Here is a 20,060-nt window from a genome sequence, read left to right as displayed (position 1 = left end):
AATTTAAAAAATAAAATAGTTAATGAATAGAGTAAAGGAAAATTTCAAAAAAAAATAAGCTGACTCCTTAATAAAGCCAGCTCGCCGATTAAACAGGTAAGATCATAGAGACAGTCGTGCCCTTACCTTCTATACTTGTAAAATGTAATTTCCCATTATGCTCTTTCATAATTTTCGAACTGATCATCAGCCCTAATCCAGTACCCTTTTCTTTTGTTGTGTAAAAAGGTTCGCACATTTTTTGAATTCGGTCTGCTGGAATACCACAGCCTTGATCCTTGACTGACACGTGAATGTTTTCGTCGATCTGTTCTCCTCTAATCACAATCTCTCCGCCATTCACCATAGAATCGATCGCATTCTTCAAGAGATTGATCAAAACTTGCTTCAGTTCGTTTTCCTCGGCATGAATCCATAGTAAATCTTCGGTCATTTCCTTCTTGATCTGAACATTTTGTCGGAGAGCTTCAGGCTGTAAAAGAATTTCTACAAATTCCACAATCTCGTTTAAACAAGTCTTTTTATACGTTCGGACTTGGGGCTTTGCCAACAATAGCAACTGTCCCATGATCTGATCGATGCGGTTCAGTTCTTTGTCCATAATACTGTAGTAGTTTGATGGATCGATCCCTTGGCTTTCTTGTAAAAACTGAACAAATCCTTTTAGGGAAGTTAGTGGATTTCGGATTTCATGCGCAACCGAAGCTGCAAGCTGTCCAACGATGGAAAGTTTGTCAGACTGACGCAGCATATCTTCTGATTTTTTTCGATCAGAGATGTCACGTGTAACCCCTATGATTTCCACAACTTTACCTGTGTCATCCGTAATGCTCTTACACGAAGTTTCTAGCCACACATAATGTCCGTCCTTATGCTGTAAGCGAAAAGGAACAGTTTTCGTACATGGCGACGCGATTAAATCTTCATGTGCTTTTCTCGATACTTCTTCGTCATCGGGATGAAGCATATTATACCCAGTGTCTCCTAAAATTTCTTCAGGTCTTTTTCCTAATAACGCATACGATGCAGGTGAAATATACGTAAATGAACCGTCTGCTTTATGTGTTGTGATCATATCCATCGCGTTTTCAGCAAGCAGCCTGTATCTTGCTTCGCTCTCTTCTAGCAGCTGTCGGGACTCGATCTTTTCCGTTACTTCCCGGCCAAAAACAAGCAAGTTCTTGCGAGCTCCGTCTGGATGAAACACAGGAATTTTATATACATCAAAAAAGCGTGTACTGCCGTCGCGTGCAGGTACGAATTCTTCACACCTGACAATTTCTTTTGCCTGCCACACTTGCTCATCTGTCTCGATACAATACTGAAAAACATCGTGAAAATCTGGCGTGATCTCCGCCAAATCAGCATCTGTCTTTCCGGTAAAATCAAACCCAGGCAGTTCAAATAGTTCACCTACAAATTCATTAGCAAATACAAAGCGCCCATCTCCGTCTTTGATGCCAATAAAATCGGGAACGATGTTCATTAGCGTTTTCATAAGAGGTTCCTGACAAGAATGAACGACAGCCGGCAGTTCTTTCAAAATATAATAGCGAGTAGAACTCTCGATAAACGGTAAAGACCCTTCACTCACTTTTACCGAAATAAACCCATTCTCAGCAAGCAATGTTCCTTCTTCACCATCTGAATGTCGTAAAAGAACTTCATCCACTGACTTTCCTGTTTCAAAAGCAGCTTGATCTGTCAGGTTTAAGTAATGGTGATTCACTGCCAATATTCGTTCGTTATTATCCACAACCACAACCGCTTCAGAAAGCTGGTCGATAAACATTTGGAAATACTCCATCTCATTTGAAATCGCTGTCATTTCATTTGTCCCCCCTTTATCCAACTAATTCTCTAATGTAACTATAGCAAAAAAGACATAATGATATAACAAATTTCGACAAATTTAGCTAAAAACAGTTGAAGTCAGTTCCATCCTACTATTTTTCTTAAGATTTCCATTGCTTTACACTTAAGAATTTACTATATTTGATTAATGTAAGAGGTCTGACCTCTAAAACGAATTTATAAAAAGTAATGAGGGAATAAAATGGGTGCTATAGGATTGCTGTTTTCGGGTGGAGCTTTATTTTTAAACAGCTTAATGTTGCTTGGAAAAGCTGAAGAAAAAAGTGTCGCGTTCTTCAATATATTAGTCGGATTACTTCAAGTCATCACACCGATCTATCTAATTATTACGTCCGATGGATCAAACTGGTCGATGTTCAATAACGGTGCTGTTTTCTTATTCGGGTTCACTTACCTTTACCTAGGTGTGACGATTCTAAAAGGATTCGATTCCAGCGGGCTCGGTTGGTACTCCCTGTGGGTATCGATGATGGCCATCGTTTATGCACTTGTGTTTTACGTTCAAGAAAATGACATAGTAAACGCACTAACTTGGGTGTTGTGGGCATTCCTTTGGTTTCTGTTCTTCTTGTCGTCTGCACTTAAAAAACCGTACGAAAACTATATCGGAAGAGTCGCTTTCGTTCAGTCATGGGTGACGTTAACGCTTCCTTCCCTATTCATGCTTCTGGATCTTTGGCAAAACGCTAAACTTCAAGAAATCTGGACGTATGTATGTGTCGGATCAATGGTTTATTTCGTAGTAGAAGCGATTTTATTTGCAAAATCGATCAAAAAAGAAAAATTAGTAGAAGAATTAGCTTAAGTGTTCGCCGGTCTCGATAATTCGAGGCCGTTTTTTTATATGTAAGGTCTGAAAGATGAGGTGTGATGAGGGCGGCGGATGGTAATTAAGTCGTTTTAATGAGTAATTAAGTTGAAGTAACGTTCAATTAAGTCTATTTAGAAAAAATTAAGTTAAAATTCATACTAATTAAGTCTAATTCGCAAAATAAAGGCCATTCGACACAGCTCGACATGTGCAGACCTAAACAAAAACCCCTGTCCGACAGCTGCAAACACGAACAACAGCCTTCAAACAGGGGTTACATTTATATTATTTTACCCAGCCTAACAAAATTTCACGAAGGAATTTGCTTGCTGCGATCGGCGTTTGCTCGGAGTGGTCATAAACTGGAGCTACTTCTACTAAGTCTGCACCGATTACGTTGATGTCCGCTTTCGCGATCAACTGGATTGCTTCAAGAAGCTCTTTTGACGTGATTCCGCCCGCTTCTGCTGTTCCTGTTCCAGGAGCTGCCGATGGGTCTAACACATCAATATCGATCGTAACGTACACGTTACGTCCCTTTAATGTTGGAAGAACTTCTTTTAACGGCTCAGCTACATCGAACTTGTACATGTGCATGCCGCTTGTTATTGCGAATTCAAACTCTTCACGCATACCTGAACGGATTCCGAACGAATATACGTTTTCTGCGCCAATCAAATCGCAAACTTTACGGATCGGTGTTGAGTGAGAAAGAACTTCCCCTTCATACTGCTCGCGAAGGTCAGCATGTGCATCAATATGAATCACGACATAGTCGTCATATTTTTGCTTTAACGCTTTAAATACCGGCCAAGTCACAAGGTGCTCTCCACCCATTCCAAGCGGAAACTTGTTGTCAGCGAGTAACGTTGATACGTACTCTTCAATCATATCAAGAGAACGCTGAGGATTTCCGAACGGTAACGGAATGTCTCCCGCATCAAAATAGTTCACTTCTTCAAGGTGCTTGTCCATGTATGGGCTGTACTCTTCAAGGCCAAGAGATGCCTCACGAATACGAGCAGGTCCAAAACGGCTACCCGGACGGAATGAAACTGTCCAATCCATCGGCATGCCGTAAAGAACAGCATCCGCTGTCTTATAATCTGGCTTACTTAAAATAAAAACATTTCCAGAATAAGCTTCATCAAAACGCATGATTTTACACTCCTTATGTAAAATACGGGACCGTCGCGAAAGTAAGGTACAACTCACTTTTGACGGCCCCCATTTTTATATTTTAATCACTGATATTTTCTAACAGATGATCGGTTACTTTTGCTCTCACTTTCCAAAAGGAAATCTCACTGAAAGGTTGATTGTAGTGTAAGGTGCGAGAATCCTGCGGGACAGGCGGGCAGGTGAGACACTTAAGAGTGAAACGTTGCGAATGTGGCTCACCGCCTGCCCCGCGGAAAGCGAAGCACCTGAAACGGAAATCAACTACTTTCTAAAGCAACAAAGCATAAGTAATTCATGATTATTTTTTAATCAAGTCACTCACAAACTTCGGCAACGCGAACGCAGCTGTGTGAAGTTGTGGTGTCCAATATTTTGTCTCGATATCGTGGAAGCGAGCAGCAGGAACTTCTAGTGGATCGTGTTTCTTAGATCCGATCGTGAACGTCCAAAGTCCGCTTGGGTAAGTTGGGATGTTAGCAGTGTAAAGACGCGTGATCGGGAAGATCTCACTAACATCGCTGAATACTTGAGAGATCAACTCAGGCGTGAACCATGGGTTGTCCGTTTGAGCAACAAAGATACCGTCTTCTTTAAGTGCTCTAGAGATTCCTTCATAGAAACCTTTTTCAAAAAGCTTAGCAGCTGGTCCAACCGGCTCAGTTGAGTCAACCATGATTACATCATACTCGTTATTGCTCGTTGCGATGTGCATGAATCCGTCATCTACTTTTACTTCAACACGTGGGTTCTCTAGGTCCCCAGCGATTTCAGGCAGGTATTGCTTAGAATACTCGATAACTTTTCCATCGATCTCAACAAGAACTGCTTTTTCAACAGATGGGTGCTTAAGCACTTCACGGATTACTCCACCGTCTCCTCCACCTACAACTAGAACGTTCTTCGGATTAGGGTGTGTGAAAAGAGGTACGTGTGCTACCATCTCGTGGTAAACGAACTCGTCTTTTTGTGTAGTCATAACCATGCCATCAAGGATCAGCATGTTTCCGAACTCTTCTGTTTCTACCATATCTAACTTTTGAAATTCTGTTTGCTCAGATACGTACGTTTTGTTAATTTTCATCGTAATTCCGAAATTTTCCGTTTGTTTTTCAGTAAACCAAATACTCATGTTGGTCTCACTCCTACTATATATTTTGAAATGCCAGGCATCGTTGTTTCGAGATTTTACAAACAAAATGATTATAGCATTCTGGGACCTAAGATTCCAATTCAATTTTTGTAAGAATGCAGCTTATTTCAAATAACCACTTCTTATCCATACCACAATTCAGTTTTCCTAATCGACATCCACTAAAAATGAGTCGAATACCCTGTTTCTTTCGGCTGACTATTCTGACTACTTAAGTGGTATAATGGAGATAGCGTTCAGAAGGACAGACGGTCGGCGCATTCCCTTTTTTAAACTGAAGCTGGACATCTTGCGGGTATCCGCAGCTTACAGTTAAGGGGGGTGATGCCTCTGACGATCTTTGAGGCGTTGATGTTCGCGGTCGCTTTCAGCTCGCTTATCGTTACTGTCCTTACGTCTAAAAATAAATAGGCCTCTGTCACACGTGTAAAAGCACCGGCTTTTCGTCTGAAGAAAATCCGGCCTCGCTTTACCGACTCGTGTGTCCCTTCTGGCGCCCCATTCGTCCGTGTTTCGTGCACGGACGATTTCTTTTTTGGTGGATTATGATATAACCGGCCAAATTAGGAGCAATTCGTGTTAACACGCTTGTACCAATAGGGTGTTTCCCACTCTAATTCAATAAATTAGAGCTATAATCCCGGAAATTATTGATTTTATCCCGCGAGTTTTGTCCATATATCCGCGAGTTACTCCATCACCCAATTCTATACCCCTAGCCCTGACAAAATGCACTACTCAAAAATAAATAAACCATGAGCAACCTTCCCGCTCATGGCTTTAAACCCTTACTCACCTATAAACCTATTCCTTACAATCGAGTCTATAATAATATCCCAATCCTCTGTATGCAGCTCATGGCCTGTTCCTTCAAGAGTGACGAGTTCAGCATGCGGAATCGCCCTCGCTAACGCTTGACCATGTTCGAACGGAAGGGCACGATCTTCTGTTCCATGAAGGATGATCGTAGGAACTGTAATTTCATTCATACGATCGAAATACTCTTCACCGCCGCCTAGAAAAATATAATTAAATCTGCTTTGAATCTGTTTGGCACGCGTGTATTCTCTTTCTGCCAATGCGTACATTCTTTTCTTTTCAAAAGGTTTAGATCCAGATAGGACTGCCCAGCCATCTGCTAGATAAGCAACAGCTTCTTCTCGATCATTCCAATCAACGGAAGCACTTTTTCCATGGAAATCTAAAATTTTCTGATCCATCTGAGGCAGCTCAGCTTGCTCAGAACCAAAAACACTGGATGCAAGGATCGTCAGGCTAAGCACACGTTCAGGGTGTTTGATCGCCATAATCTGCCCGATCATTCCCCCAAGAGACATTCCCATGATGTTCACTTTTTCTATAGAATAAGCATCTAGAATGCCAAACGCATCATCAGCCAGATCTGTAATCGTATAGTTCGACGTACCAGGTTCATAGACTACGGATTGGCCGAGATCGCGATGATCATACCGAATCACGTATCTCCCTGCTGCCGCAAGACGCTCACAAAATTTTTCATCCCACCAGTCGAGCGACGACATTGCACCCATGATCAGTAGAACTGGGGGATCGTTGGGGTTACCGAAGCTTTCCGTATTTATTTCCACTCGATTTGTTTGCAAAAGTTGCTGTTTCATCATTGTTTCCCTCCGTGATTTTATTTTTTGCCACTTTAAAAAGCGCAGATCAATAAGCACTCAACGGAGTTATCTTGGCCTGCACTTGTCATTATCGAAGTTTGATCCATTTAATGATCATGACGCGTCGGCCTCCTTCTTTTATATAATTAATGGTATTAGAACCGTATTTATTTTAACATAATTTTCTGAACTTTTTACCAAAAATAAAAAAAGCAACCCGCGTTACCCACTCTCGGCTGCTTTTCCCATTTAATATTTAATTAACAGTACTTGTGGAGGTGGATGAGTAATCTTCTAATTAATAGTCACTGAGGTTACCTAAAACAATGAAAGCCCTACCTCTCTTCCATCCTTACGGCTCCTTGTCCGTGCCAGTGTGAATCAGTATTACAACAATCATATGATTATTGATTAGAATTGATTTGAAAAACTTCATAATGTTAAAGAGGAAAGTAAAATCAAAAATTAAGGATTAAAGTGTTGTAGAAATTAAAGAGGTTACTATAAGTAAGTTTAAGAAGTGTATTGTCTCTGAAAAAATTATTAATGAGACCCTTTTAATGATCCCATACCATTTCATTAAACCTTAACAGAAACTTTTTATCTGGGTTTCAGTGATTCCTTTGATTACTTCAAGTTCACTAATTAAAAATCCATATGCATTTTCCAACATTTTTTTTTCGCTTGCATTCAGTGTTTTTTCTTTCTTCATACGCATTAAATCACGTACAACTTCAGCACCTTCGCGTATTTCACCCGTTTTTAGCTTGTCTGTATTTACTTTGTATCTTTCTTTCCACGTTAGTAATGTTTCCGATTCTCCATTTTGAAAGTCGTGCATAATCTGCTTTAATGCTAAGAGTTCTGTAACAGGACGAATTCTAGAATTCATAATCTTACATGCTGGAATCATAACTTGCATGTTGCTGACTGACATCTTTATCACATAGTACTGTTGTTTTTCATCGGGGAATTCTTTTTCTTCAATGGCTTCAATTACACCTACTCCATGCATTGGGTACACAATGTTATCGCCAATTTGAAACAAATACTCCACCTCCAGATTTGCTAACCTTCTAAGAGTACCACACCCTTATAATTTAATCAAATATTTTATAATATCATGATTATAATTTTCGTGTCAATCATTTTTACAACAAAAAAAGTGCCTCAAATTTGAGACACCCTACTTATCATAATCGCACTAGAAGTTCTTTCGTTCGTTCTTTAGCGTTTGCTATCACTTTTTCTTCATCAATCGTCTTCAACTCGCGGCCACGCATAACAACTTTGCCATCGATGATCACCGTATCCACGTCTTGTCCCGTTGCAGAATATACTAGAAGATTAGCATGTTCATGACTCGGCGTGAGATGAAGTTTGTTCATGTCCATTAAAAGAATGTCCGCTTTCTTACCAACCGTTATGGAACCAACATCATCCCCGATTCCAAGGATGTCAGCACCGTTCTGTGTGGCCATCGATAACACATCATGCGCACTGAGAACCGCCGCATCTTCGTACTTTAATTTTTGGAACCAGCTAGCAGCTTTCATTTCTAAGAACAGATCAAGAGAGCTTGCACTCGCTGGTCCATCCGTTCCTAGACCAACCTTCACACCGCTATCCATCAAACGTTTCACATCACTGATCCCGCATCCGAGCTTCGCGTTACTTACCGGATTGTGAATGATCCCGCCCTGCACGGTTTTCAGCGTTTCATAATCTGCATCGTTAAAATGAACACCATGCGCGAGCAGTACATGGCGATCGAACACACCTGCTTGTTTTAAATATTCAACCGGTCTTAACCCGTGCTTTTCTTGAATCATTTTCTCTTCGTCTTTCGTTTCCGCTAAATGAATATGAAGCGGAACGTTCTTTTCTTTTGAAAGATTTACAGCAGCTCTCAAAAAATCAGGTGGACACATATACGGAGAATGCGGCGCGATCATCGTTGTAATCCTTCCGTCTCCTTTTCCGTGCCAGCGATCAACAACATCTGCCGCTTCCTTCAGCCGACCTTCATAATCCGAGTCCATCGCGATAAGTCCACGCGCTATAACGGAGCGAATGCCTGATTCTACAGCCGCTTCACCGATTGTATCGATTCCTATGTACATATCTGCGTAAGACGTGGTTCCACTCTTGATCATTTCCGCCATGGAAAGAAGTCCACCCCAATAGCGATCTTCATCATTCATCTTCATCTCAAGCGGAAGCATCTTTTTATTTAACCAAGTCATCAATGTCACATCATCACTATAGCAACGCAACAGCGACATCGGTGTATGCTGATGTCCGTTTACAAGACCCGGCAGCGCCAGCATCCCTTTTCCGTCGAGCTTCTCAACCGTTTCATCGCATTCAAAGTTTCCTATTGAATCAATCCTATTATCTTTTATAAGGATGTCTCCCGTGTTAACAACCCATTTTCCATCTGCCGAAGACGTCATATATTGAATGTTTTGTATAAGCATGTTACGAACCTCCTCTTTCTCACAGCCATTATAGCACTTCATTCCCTTATCACGTTTAAGGAGCATCTTTTTTCACCATACTAGATAACAAAATGAGAGTTTTTAAGGAGGGCGGATTATGAAGTTTTGGCAGATCTATAAAGAAGCTACGAAACAGCAGAAAATACGCTGGATGAAAAAATGGGGTCTTATCGTCACTGGATGCTTTGCATTATCCTTTGTTGGGCTGTTGCTGCTCGCTAAACTCATGGGCCCTCCCGCTCTGCTTGTTCCGCAAACAACCATCATGTATGCAGCGGACGGTTCTAAAATGGGTGAGATCAACAACGGCGGTCAGAACCGATATTGGGTTCCACTCAAAAAAATTGATAAACATGTGATCGGCGCTACGATCTCTATTGAAGATAAAAGTTTTTATAAACATAACGGTTTTGATATGAAGCGTATTGGCGGTGCTTTACTCGCTGACATTAAGGCTGGCGCAAAAGTCCAAGGAGCCAGTACCATCACGCAGCAATATGCACGGAATCTTTTTTTAACACATGACAAAACATGGCGAAGAAAGTTTCAAGAGGCGTTCTACACACTGCGCCTTGAGATGAGTTATTCAAAGGATGAGATTTTAGAAGGTTATTTGAACACGATCTATTACGGACATGGTTCATACGGGATTCAGTCTGCTTCTCGCTATTATTTTGGCAAAGATGCAAAAGATCTTTCACTGAGTGAAGCGACGATGTTGGCGGGAATCCCTAAAGGTCCGAGCTACTATTCTCCGATCCTTCATGAAGAGAACGCGAAAAAAAGACAAAGCATCATCTTAAACGCGATGGCTGAAGATGGAACGATTAAGAAGTCAGCCGTCCAAAAAGCAGCATCGGATCAGTTAACCTATGTACGAGAAGAAGAGGAAGAAATCGCTACGGTCGCTCCTTATTTTCAGGATGCTGTGATGCGTGCTTTAAAAAGAGAGCTGAACGTGAACACGAACTCGATACAGTTTGGTGGACTGCGAATCTACACGACGCTTGATCCAAAAATGCAGGAAGTTGCTGAACACACAATTGAAAATCGCATCATCGATAACAGTTCGATCCAGACAGCATTAGTCGCTATGGACCCTAGAAGCGGAGATGTGAAAGCGCTCGTTGGCGGCAGAGATTTTGAGCAGAGTTCGTTTAACCGTGCGCTTCAAGCGAAGCGCGCACCTGGTTCAACGTTTAAGCCATTTCTATATTATACGGCGCTCGAGCATGGATACACGGCGTCTACTCCGATCAAGTCAGAACCAACAACATTCGCGATGGGAGATGGCATAGGCGATTATAAGCCGAAAAACTTCAAGAACCGCTATGCGAATGATTTTATTACAATGGCTCAGGCGCTTGCTCTTTCCGATAATATTTATGCTGTTAAAACGAATCTCTATCTCGGTCCGAAGAAGCTTGTTAAAACAGCTAAGAAGTTCGGAATTAAAAGTGAACTCGCTAGCATCCCTTCACTCGCACTAGGCTCTAAAGCAGTAGGTGTGTTAGAGATGACAAACGCATACGGCGTTTTTGCGAACGGCGGTAAAAAAGTAGATCCTGTGTTTATTACGAAGATCACAGATTCTAAAGGGAAAGTGCTGTATGAACATAAATATGAAAGCAAACAAGTGATCGACGAGAACAAAGCTTTTGTCATGACCGATCTGTTAGCTGGTACGTTTGATGAAAAATTAAATGACTATACGAGTGTTACGGGATCAAGTATCAACCACTATCTGACGCGTCCGATGGCTGGAAAATCTGGCTCTACGCCAAATGACAGCTGGATGGTCGGATATTCTCCTCAACTCGTTACTGGCGTTTGGGTCGGATACGATAACAATGAAGAGCTGCATGATGTGAACGACACGGGATACTCCAAACGAATCTGGGCTTATTTTATGGAAGGCGCGTTGAAGAACAAAGAGATCTTATCGTTTGAACAACCAGAAGGCGTAACTGCGGTAACGATCAACCCACAAAACGGAAAGCTCGCAACCGATAGCTGTCCGGTAACGCGTATCTCTTATTATGAAAAAGGAACAGAACCTGTAGAGTATTGTGATGAGCATGGTGCTTCAAGTGAAATAAAAGTAAAATTAGAGCAGAAAAAAGAGGAAAAAGGTTTTTTCAAGCGGATTTTTTCTTGGTGATGACGGTGAAGGTGCCCTTCGGTGGGTGAGAAAAGCGGTGACTTCAGATGTTTTTGGTCTGAATCCAAAAGTATCCAGAAATATGGAGCCGCAATCCACAAATTTGGATGGAGTATCCACGAATCGACAGGATTCTTCACTCATAAACGAATTCTAATAGACAAAATAAAATGCCCGGAGCTCTACTACAGGAGCCCCGGGCACTTTATTGTCCTAGAAACATTGTGTGTACAATGCTACCTATATTTTAATGGAAGTGCTTTCTTGTCACAAGTTATTTGCAAAATGTTCAAAAAAGGTTCATAACTTTGCCATTTTTATTCCACTAATGACTTGATTTCGTCACTCGAACGGTTAAACATCGCTTCATCATTCTCTTTAAGGAAGTTTCCAAGCACGCGACGAGCGTTTTCGTCCATCTCCTCTACGATCACTTTGCCCTTCATGGATTTATCCATGCGGTTTACGTGTTCTGGAAGACTTTTATACCCTCTTCGCGCTTCAACATCTACTTGCATCTCGCATGCAGTCAATCCGAAATAAAACGGACCTTCTGCATTTCTATTGATCGTAACCCAAACGAGCCAATAAAGACGGGGATTAGGCGTATCTTCACGATTTGGCGTAAACTTGATGCGCTTTTCCACATCACTTCTCGCGTGCATCGCTCCCATATCGATATAAGCGATCGACTCTTCTACATCTACGATAACAGGTGTTACGTGATCAAGTGTCAAACTTCCCACACCATAACCACCATGACCGTCTGTGGAGTCACCACTTATGATGGTAAAGCCCATTCCTTTTTTCTTTTTATCAGCATCATTGGAATTGAAAAAATCTTTCATGCTTCCAGCTCCTCTAAACATTCATTGTTAACACGTATTGTATCACAAATCACGCAAAACTCTCAGTTGGAAAGTTTGAAGATAATTGTTGAAATTGTACCTAAAAACGAATATTATATATCATGTACTTATAAATCGTTCGTATTTTGGAGGTTCTAACGTATGCTTTCTTCATTTTTTAAACTAAAAGAACTTGGTACGACCATCAAAACAGAAATATTAGCAGGAATCACTACATTCTTAACGATGGTGTACATTGTCATAGTCAATCCAATCATCCTGCATTCTGCTGGTGTTCCTTTTGACACTGTCTTTATTGCAACAATTATTGCCACGGTAGTCGGTACTCTGTGGATGGCTTTAATGGCCAACTATCCGATCGCCATAGCTCCAGGTATGGGGCTGAACGCCTATTTTGCGTTTTCTGTTGTAGGAAACCATCCTAACATCGATTACCGTATCGCGTTCGGAGCTGTCTTTGTAGCTGGTATTCTTTTCGTGATCTTATCGCTAACACCGTTTCGTGAAAAATTGATCGAATCCATTCCAGCAAACCTGAAGCACGGTATTACAGCTGGTATCGGACTATTTATCGCGTTCATCGGTTTACGTCTTACAAAAATTATTGTGGCTCATCCTGATAACTTAGTCACTTTAGGTGATATGCACTCACCAACGGTACTCCTTGCACTTGGCGGACTTGCTATAACGTTAATTTTAATGGGACTGAACGTGAACGGTGCATTATTCTTCGGAATGATCATCACGGGGGCAATCGCCTATTATACGGGACATCTAACGTTTAAAGATGGATTCGTATCTACACCAAACCTACCATCAGAGCTTTTTATCTTTGGTGATCCGATCACAGCCTTTTCTGATGTGTTTCAGTATGGATTATATGCAGTGGTGTTCTCCTTCTTGCTTGTAACGATCTTTGATACTACGGGTACGATGGTTGGGGTAGCAGAACAAGCTGGACTGATGAAAGGCAATAAGATGCCTCGTGCACGTCAAGCACTGTTAGCTGATTCGGTTGCGACAACAGTTGGTGCAGCGTTTGGTACGAGCCCAACGAGTGCTTATATCGAATCATCTTCCGGTGTAGCTGCAGGCGGTCGTTCTGGTTTAACATCTGTTGTAGTAGCCATGCTATTTGTAGCCGCTGCGTTCTTCTCACCACTCGTTGGTGCGATTTCAGGATTAGCCGCAATTACAGCACCGACCCTTATCATCGTCGGTAGCTTAATGCTTGGTTCTCTCAGTAAAATTAAATGGAACGAGCTTGACGAAGCGTTCCCAGCGTTCTTGATCATTTTAACGATGCCGTTAACGTCTTCTATCGCAACAGGTATCGCTTTAGGTTTCATTTCTTATCCGATCCTGAAAATTGTAAAAGGTAAATATCGTGAAGTTCCGTTCTTGGTTTACTTGTTTGCGGTGTTGTTCTTCTATCAACTCGCGTTTTTACCTCACTAAAAAATACTTTTGAAAGCCGTTGATTTCCGCTCCAGGTTGCATGCTTTCCACGGGGCGAACGGTGAGCCTCCTGCCGCTTTGCGCCATTAGGAGTCTCCACCTGACCGCTCGTCCCGTAGGAGTCAGCAACCTTGCGCTACAATCAACTTTGCAACGAAGTATTTATAAAAGACAACAAAATCAATAAAACACAAAAAGACCGGCCGACCCTAAAAATAAAGGGCTGACCGGTCTTTTCTTATTTTGTTTCAAACACAACGGCTACTTTTTCCTTCTTTTCATCTACAAAGAACTCTTTCGATACACGATACGTTCCTGCATCTTGTTCTTTTAGATCAACCGCTTGATCATAGTTTGATCCTGCTTTCACCATGATCATCTGCTCGGTAAACATTTGATCGTTGTTTACTTTCTCCCATTTACCGTCTGTCCATTTTTCTAATGCATACGCGGTTCCTGTACCAGCTTCTTTATCGGATGAGTTTTTCAACGTTAATTTTGCTTCTTCACTATTCTCTTGGAGTGCGAGTTCAGCTTGTACACCCTCTTTTTCAGCTGGTATCTCGTTCTTTACCTGAGGTGCCCCGTTCTTCTTTTCCTCTTCTGGCATTGCTTTAGATCCGCAAGCGGCGAGGAGAACGAGCAGACACGCCATTAAAATCAGCTTCATGTTTTTCATCACTAAGCCCTCCTTTTACCCTGTTAGTCGTACCTCATTAAAAAAAGTTTCAGTTAAACTGTCGTTTACAAGGAGAATGTGCTGGATATGCTGATAATAGAGGAGGCGCTAGCATGAAGATTTGGCTTGTTGCATTAATTTTATCGCTCTTGTTTACAGGGCTTGGAATCGGCTATTACGCAACGCGCCTTTATGAGAAAAGTGTGGCAAAAGGCTTTTTCATGACGCTGCTTGGTATTATCGTTCCATTTACGATCTTTATCGTGTTTGTTTATTTTTATGGTGTTGCAAATAATGGTTATCCCTTACAATTTAGATGGTAAATAAAAAACCTGTCCATCAGCGCATGCTTAACGCTAACTAAACAGGTTTTTTTTTATTGAACTTGGCCTTTTAATGAATCAATATAGTTAAAAGCTTCATCCATCTCTTCTTCTGTATACTTTTGTTTTGCTTTAACTGTTTGAACTTTTTCCTTGATCTCGTCCTTATCAAGCTTCTCAAAATACATTACGGTAGATACAAGTTCTAAGAACCTTGAAGACTGCTCGTTCATTGAGCGAACACAACTTCCTAGCTTTTCGATCTCCGCACCATATGTGGAAAGAAGTTGCTGGCCTTCTTCGTTCACCGCATATCGGTATTGCGAATAGCCGCTCACCTTTTCTTTCACTTCATGTATGTATCCCATGTTGCAAAGCTCTTCAATCTTAAGTGTTAATTCTTCAGAATATGGTCCGTAAAAGTGAAATTGATATTTTTCTTGGAATGGAAAGTTTAGCTTTTTTGCGATGTACACCATCTTTTGAAGCTTTTTCCGACCGACGACTTCTCCGGCTTCTTGAATCAAGGTGACTACCTTTAAATGATCCTCAAACACAGTACGTTCCCCCTAACATCCTTTTTCTATTTATCTGTTTGTAAGAGTTGATTTCCGTTGCAGGTGCTCGCTTTCCGCGGGGCAGGCGGTGAGCCACATTCGTTCGTTTCACTCTTAAGTGTCTCACCTGCCCACCTGTCCCGCAGGAGTCTAGCACCATACACTCCAATCAACTTTTCAGTGATGTCTTTTTAGTAACAAACAACAACTTGAAGTGAATCTGATAGTCAAATCGACTGTTAAACACACTATCTATTCAAAATCTCTTTAATTTTACTTTTAAGCGTTTTATCCTCAATCGCTTCGATCAGATCGAGGGGATAATAGAGTTTGTGATCGGTTCGGCGTTTACCGGAGATTGCCTCGACGACGTCTGATTCTCTGGACAGCTCACGGATATCGCCGTTTGGTTTTAATAGGTTGATCGGCAGACGCTCTTCTTTTTCGCCTGGGCGGTAAAAGTCGTATGGCAGATCTGACGATGAATCGACGACTAAATAATATTTCGGATTGATGCCTGCCTCTGTAAAGTAACTCGACAGCAAGTGACCGTCCGTAAAGGAGACCATTTCGGTATACTTGAATAGTTTTCGGTCGATGAAGCGATGACATAAATCGCTTAGAATTGAGTCCTCTTCTTCCATCCATCCTTGGAAGTAATAGTGGATTACACCTTCATCGAGCGAAATATAATCGTGAAGCGAAACATTACCATCAAACAGCGTTTTAAAATGAGACAGCTCTCTTTTGAATGTATACCCTGTTTCATACAGTTCCTTCGCTCGGTGCAAAATTTTACTTAATATGACTTCCGCACTGCGCGTTACAGGGTGAAAGTATACTTGCCAGTACATCTGGTAGCGGCTCATGATATAGTCTTCTACCGCATGCATGCCGCTTGATTTTATAACGACGCCCTCTTCAGTCGGACGCATCACACGCAGGATTCGCTCGATATCGAAATTACCGTAGCTCACTCCTGTAAAATAAGCGTCTCGTAAAAGGTAATCCATTCTGTCTGCATCAATCTGACTTGAAATCAGACTGACGATCAATTTATCTCTATGTGTTTTCGCGATCACTTCTGCTACTTGTACAGGAAAATCTTCTCCCATCTGCAAAAGGACGCGATGAACTTCTGTATCGCCTAGTATAATGTCTCTACTGAATTCCTCATGATCCACACCGAACACTTTTTCAAAAGAGTGTGAGAATGGACCGTGTCCTACATCATGTAGAAGAGCCGCGGAAAGAACGAGCAGACGCTTTTCTGGGTCCCATGTTTTCTTTTCTTGAAAAATATCAATGATCCGCCTCGTAATCTCATAAACACCAAGAGAATGGCTAAAACGGCTATGTTCTGCTCCATGAAATGTTAAGTATGTCGTCCCAAGCTGACGAATTCTTCGCAGTCTTTGAAACTCGCGCGTACCGATCAGACGCCAGATCAGTTCATCACGCACGTGGATGTAACGATGCACTGGGTCTTTAAATACTTTCTCTTCGTGCAACTTTCCTAAGAGTTTAGCCATTGATTTTTTTCCTGCTCCTTCACCTGCATTTATAGGTAAGAATTCTCGTAAAAAAGAAAAATCCCTTCCTTGGTCTATCTAGCTAAGAAGGTATTTTCTGTATAAGTATCGTGTTGTAACTACTAGAATATACCCTATTGTATCGTGTTCTTAACTTTGAAAACAACCACTATTTTTTTCTATCCGCACTCCCTTTTTATCGGTAAAAGACACCACATTCACACCATTTTCTTACCGTTCATATTTGGGTTATACTAGATAAGGCTTATAACGGAAATGATAGATTTTATATAGATTTCAGGAGGAACTCATCATGGATCAAGATCGAAGAATTAGAAACGGACAAGCTTGGAGCAACAGCTCTTATACAGCCTGGGTCAACCGCTTTGGCGTGCCGGAGAAAGCAGTTTCTCGTATTCTAAAAGATCCGAAACGCAGACTTCAGCCATTAGATCAGTACATTGGTGAAGTCTCAGGCAAAAAGATCGTGAACCTCTTAGGTTCACACGGCAGTAAAGCAGTAGCACTCTCTCTTCTTGGAGCAGAGACAACAGTGATCGACATCTCTGATTCGAACGCAGCATATGCGCGAGAACTGGCTGCTGCCGCTAACGTTGATGTCCGCTATGTGGTAGAAGATATTTTAAATCTGCCAGAATCCGAAATGACAGGCGATTATGATATGGCATTCATGGAAAACGGCATTCTGCACTATTTTGCCGATCTGAACGAATACTTCAGCGTTGTTACAGGACTTTTGAAAAAGGGAGGAACTTTGATCCTGCAAGACTTCCACCCTGTTTCTACAAAGTTGATAGAGTCTCAAGGAAAAAGCCAAGCTGTTAGAAAGCATAAAGTTTCTGGAGATTATTTTAGTAAAGAGCTTGTTACAACAGACGTGGCTTATTCAAAATTTTTACCAGAACTTCAGTATGCGACTTCTGAAGAACGCGCACCGTTTCAAGTACAGATTCGCCAGTGGACGCTTGGCGAGATCATAACTGCCATCGGATCAGCCGGACTTTGGATCAAACAGCTCGTTGAAGAACCACACCCAGACGAACTCGACCGCGGCATTCCAAAATCGTTCATCATCGCAGCGGAGAAATTGTAATGACCGACCATCTACTCTCTCAGCCTGTTTGGCGGTTGATCGACCAGTCTACACTCGGTCCGTCTTTTGATGCACGGCAGTCTTTCGCTACAGATGATACGCTTTGCACGTCGATCGGGAGCGGTGATTCTCCCGCCACGGCACGAACGTGGGTGCATCACGATACGATCGTCCTCGGCATACAAGACACACGTCTTCCTCACCTAAAAGAGGGGATTGAATACTTAGAGTCTCGAGGATACCGGGCAATTGTAAGGAATTCCGGCGGGCTTGCTGTGGTACTCGATAGCGGTGTGTTGAACATCTCGCTTATTCTTCCTGAAAAAGAGGGAACGATTGATATCAATCAAGGCTACGATACGATGACGGCACTTGTGGAAGAGCTTCTTGCACCATATAATGCGAAGTTTGAAGCATACGAGATCGTCGGTTCTTATTGCCCGGGAAGTTATGATCTGAGTATCGGCGGCAAAAAGTTTGCAGGAATCTCTCAGCGGCGTATGCGCGGCGGTGTTGCGGTACAGATCTACTTATGTGTGGACGGCAGCGGTTCAGAGCGCGCGTTCGTGATCGGAGAGTTTTATAAGCTCGGTTTAGCTGGTGAGGATACAAAGTTTCAATATCCGGTGATTGAGCCAGATGTGATGGCCAGTTTAGCAGAACTGCTTGGACAACCGTTAACCGTAGCAGATATACACGCTTCTTTATTACGAGTGCTGCACAAAAACAGCGAACTTTTTTATAGCGGTCAGCTTTCAGCAGAGGAAAGCGAGCTGCTTCCTGGGAATATTAAGCGAATGTGGGATCGTAATGAGAAGGCACTGTCACTGTAGGGTGATGGTGTCTTTTTGGAGTGTACAGGTTATGTGTTGAAATTTATTTTTATATGATGAGTGGCAATTTTTATGTGATAACCCGTAATTTTTATGTGATGCCTGCTCTTGTTTATGTGATGTGACTCCATTTTTATGTGATGGTGTATTTTTAGCTGCAGCTCCACCACCATGGCTTCCATTTTCCATACAAAAAAAGCCAGCTGCAAAGAGCTGGCTTCACTAAATTATGAACTTACAGAGCTTGCATCGCTGTGATCAACGCTAATTTATAAACGTCTTCTGCGTTACAACCACGAGAAAGATCGTTTACAGGCATGTTCAACCCTTGAAGGATCGGCCCGATCGCTTCAAATCCGCCAAGACGTTGAACCATCTTGTATCCGATGTTTCCTGTTTCAAGACTTGGGAAGATAAATACGTTCGCCTCCCCTTTGATTGGTGATTCTGGAGCTTTTTTCGCTGCTACAGATGGAACGAATGCTGCATCGAACTGAAGCTCTCCATCATACGGGAAGTCCGGGTTCATTCCTTTTAAAACTTCCAATGCTTCAACTACTTTTTCTGTCTCAGGCGAAACCGCTGATCCTTTTGTAGAGAAAGAAAGAAGCGCAACTTTCGGGTCGATACCGAAAACACGTGCCGTTTCAGCAGAAACCATAGCAGATTCAGCTAGATCTTGGCTGTTAGGTGAAATGTTGATCGCGCAATCTGCGAACACATACTTTTCATCGCCACGAACCATGATAAACGCACCAGAAGTCTTTTTCACGCCTTCTTTTGTTTTGATAATCTGTAGAGCCGGACGAACTGTGTCAGCAGTAGAATGTGCTGCACCACTTACAAGTCCGTGAGCTTTCCCAGTGTAAACAAGCATCGTTCCGAAATAGTTTTCATCCAAAAGAATCTTACGCGCTTGTTCTTCTGTTGTTTTTCCTTTACGGCGTTCCACTAAAGCGTCAACCAACGCGTCGAACTCGCCGTATTCAGCAGGGTTTAATACTTCTACTCCATCTAGTGAGAATCCACCAGCTTGTGCTTTTGCCGTTACGTCAGCAGGATTTCCTATTAAAATCGGTTGAAGAACTTTTTCAGATGCTAGACGACTTGCCGCTTCTAGAATTCTTTCATCCGTTCCTTCAGGAAAAACGATGGTTGGGTTTGCGGATTGGACTTTACTCTTTAAATCTATAAAAAGATCACTCATGATTTAGCCTCCTATTTTCTCTATATAAACTGTACTTTTTTTCACTCACTATTAGGGTACTCCTTTTTTCACACCTTTTAAACCTATCCATGCAGTTGTAAGCGCTTGATAAAAGAAGTTCTTATATTTAGAATTTTTGTACGTCTATTATATTTATTTTTTTGATTA

At 41.9% G+C, this 20,060-nt stretch carries 17 protein-coding genes; 6 read left to right on the top strand and 11 right to left on the bottom strand.

Annotated features, from left to right (window positions below):
* Window positions 1–88 precede the first annotated feature (88 nt).
* Window positions 89–1,828, bottom strand: a complete 1,740-nt coding sequence (locus tag FS458_RS00945) for a PAS domain-containing sensor histidine kinase (protein WP_144696833.1) — start codon at window positions 1,826–1,828, stop codon at window positions 89–91.
* A 228-nt stretch (window positions 1,829–2,056) separates the two neighbouring features.
* Between FS458_RS00945 and FS458_RS00940 the strand changes: the two genes are divergently transcribed.
* A complete protein-coding gene (locus FS458_RS00940; protein ID WP_144696831.1) occupies window positions 2,057–2,680 on the top strand; it encodes an AmiS/UreI family transporter in 624 nt (207 codons plus the stop codon).
* A gap of 291 nt (window positions 2,681–2,971) precedes the next feature.
* On the opposite strand, the gene speB is transcribed toward FS458_RS00940, so the two are convergent.
* From speB to FS458_RS00915, 5 genes are all read right to left on the bottom strand, one after another.
* The gene (speB, locus tag FS458_RS00935) at window positions 2,972–3,844 is read right to left on the bottom strand and encodes an agmatinase (protein ID WP_144696829.1); all 873 of its coding nucleotides are present in this window, start codon (window positions 3,842–3,844) and stop codon (window positions 2,972–2,974) included.
* Window positions 3,845–4,166: 322 nt separating this feature from the next.
* Complete coding sequence (gene speE, locus FS458_RS00930; protein WP_144696827.1) at window positions 4,167–4,997, bottom strand: polyamine aminopropyltransferase; 831 nt, start codon at window positions 4,995–4,997, stop codon at window positions 4,167–4,169.
* Between the two features lie 809 nt (window positions 4,998–5,806).
* Entirely contained in the window at window positions 5,807–6,655 is an 849-nt protein-coding gene (locus FS458_RS00925) for an alpha/beta fold hydrolase (protein WP_144703164.1), read from the bottom strand.
* A 589-nt stretch (window positions 6,656–7,244) separates the two neighbouring features.
* Window positions 7,245–7,706: a CarD family transcriptional regulator gene (locus FS458_RS00920; protein WP_144696825.1), complete on the bottom strand. Its 462-nt coding sequence runs from the start codon at window positions 7,704–7,706 to the stop codon at window positions 7,245–7,247.
* A 145-nt stretch (window positions 7,707–7,851) separates the two neighbouring features.
* Window positions 7,852–9,138, bottom strand: a complete 1,287-nt coding sequence (locus tag FS458_RS00915) for an amidohydrolase (RefSeq protein WP_144696823.1) — start codon at window positions 9,136–9,138, stop codon at window positions 7,852–7,854.
* 118 nt (window positions 9,139–9,256) lie between these two features.
* Between FS458_RS00915 and FS458_RS00910 the strand changes: the two genes are divergently transcribed.
* Window positions 9,257–11,320: a transglycosylase domain-containing protein gene (locus FS458_RS00910; RefSeq protein WP_144696821.1), complete on the top strand. Its 2,064-nt coding sequence runs from the start codon at window positions 9,257–9,259 to the stop codon at window positions 11,318–11,320.
* Between the two features lie 317 nt (window positions 11,321–11,637).
* Here the strand turns inward: FS458_RS00910 and FS458_RS00905 are convergent, their stop codons facing one another.
* Window positions 11,638–12,168 (bottom strand): YwhD family protein, encoded by a 531-nt coding sequence (locus FS458_RS00905; protein WP_144696819.1) that lies wholly within the window; start codon window positions 12,166–12,168, stop codon window positions 11,638–11,640.
* Between the two features lie 162 nt (window positions 12,169–12,330).
* Here FS458_RS00905 and FS458_RS00900 point away from each other — a divergent pair, with 162 nt between their 5' ends.
* Complete coding sequence (locus FS458_RS00900) at window positions 12,331–13,647, top strand: NCS2 family permease (protein ID WP_144696817.1); 1,317 nt, start codon at window positions 12,331–12,333, stop codon at window positions 13,645–13,647.
* A gap of 238 nt (window positions 13,648–13,885) precedes the next feature.
* On the opposite strand, the gene FS458_RS00895 is transcribed toward FS458_RS00900, so the two are convergent.
* Window positions 13,886–14,326 carry an immunoglobulin-like domain-containing protein gene (locus tag FS458_RS00895; RefSeq protein WP_144696815.1) on the bottom strand — a complete coding sequence of 147 codons (441 nt, stop codon included), beginning with the start codon at window positions 14,324–14,326 and terminating at the stop codon, window positions 13,886–13,888.
* Between the two features lie 113 nt (window positions 14,327–14,439).
* On the opposite strand from FS458_RS00895, the gene FS458_RS00890 reads away from it, so the two are divergent.
* A complete protein-coding gene (locus FS458_RS00890) occupies window positions 14,440–14,649 on the top strand; it encodes a hypothetical protein (protein ID WP_144696813.1) in 210 nt (69 codons plus the stop codon).
* Window positions 14,650–14,702: 53 nt separating this feature from the next.
* On the opposite strand, the gene FS458_RS00885 is transcribed toward FS458_RS00890, so the two are convergent.
* Together FS458_RS00885 and FS458_RS00880 are read right to left on the bottom strand one after the other, a co-directional pair.
* Complete coding sequence (locus FS458_RS00885) at window positions 14,703–15,206, bottom strand: YwgA family protein (RefSeq protein WP_144696811.1); 504 nt, start codon at window positions 15,204–15,206, stop codon at window positions 14,703–14,705.
* 248 nt (window positions 15,207–15,454) lie between these two features.
* The gene (locus FS458_RS00880) at window positions 15,455–16,738 is read right to left on the bottom strand and encodes an HD domain-containing protein (RefSeq protein ID WP_144696809.1); all 1,284 of its coding nucleotides are present in this window, start codon (window positions 16,736–16,738) and stop codon (window positions 15,455–15,457) included.
* A gap of 313 nt (window positions 16,739–17,051) precedes the next feature.
* Here FS458_RS00880 and FS458_RS00875 point away from each other — a divergent pair, with 313 nt between their 5' ends.
* Complete coding sequence (locus tag FS458_RS00875) at window positions 17,052–17,852, top strand: class I SAM-dependent methyltransferase (protein ID WP_144696807.1); 801 nt, start codon at window positions 17,052–17,054, stop codon at window positions 17,850–17,852.
* Window positions 17,852–18,685, top strand: coding sequence for a lipoate--protein ligase family protein (locus tag FS458_RS00870; RefSeq protein WP_144696805.1), 834 nt, complete (start codon window positions 17,852–17,854; stop codon window positions 18,683–18,685). Before FS458_RS00875 ends, FS458_RS00870 begins: the two co-directional genes overlap by 1 nt.
* A 235-nt stretch (window positions 18,686–18,920) precedes the next feature.
* On the opposite strand, the gene pta is transcribed toward FS458_RS00870, so the two are convergent.
* Window positions 18,921–19,892 carry a phosphate acetyltransferase gene (gene pta / locus FS458_RS00865; protein ID WP_066399140.1) on the bottom strand — a complete coding sequence of 324 codons (972 nt, stop codon included), beginning with the start codon at window positions 19,890–19,892 and terminating at the stop codon, window positions 18,921–18,923.
* Window positions 19,893–20,060 lie beyond the last annotated feature (168 nt).

It is taken from the genome of Fictibacillus phosphorivorans (genome assembly GCF_007673525.1).
In the GTDB taxonomy this organism is placed as follows: domain Bacteria; phylum Bacillota; class Bacilli; order Bacillales; family Fictibacillaceae; genus Fictibacillus; species Fictibacillus phosphorivorans_C.
Note: the sequence above shows the minus strand (reverse complement) of the source record. Positions and strands in the feature narration are given on the sequence as shown.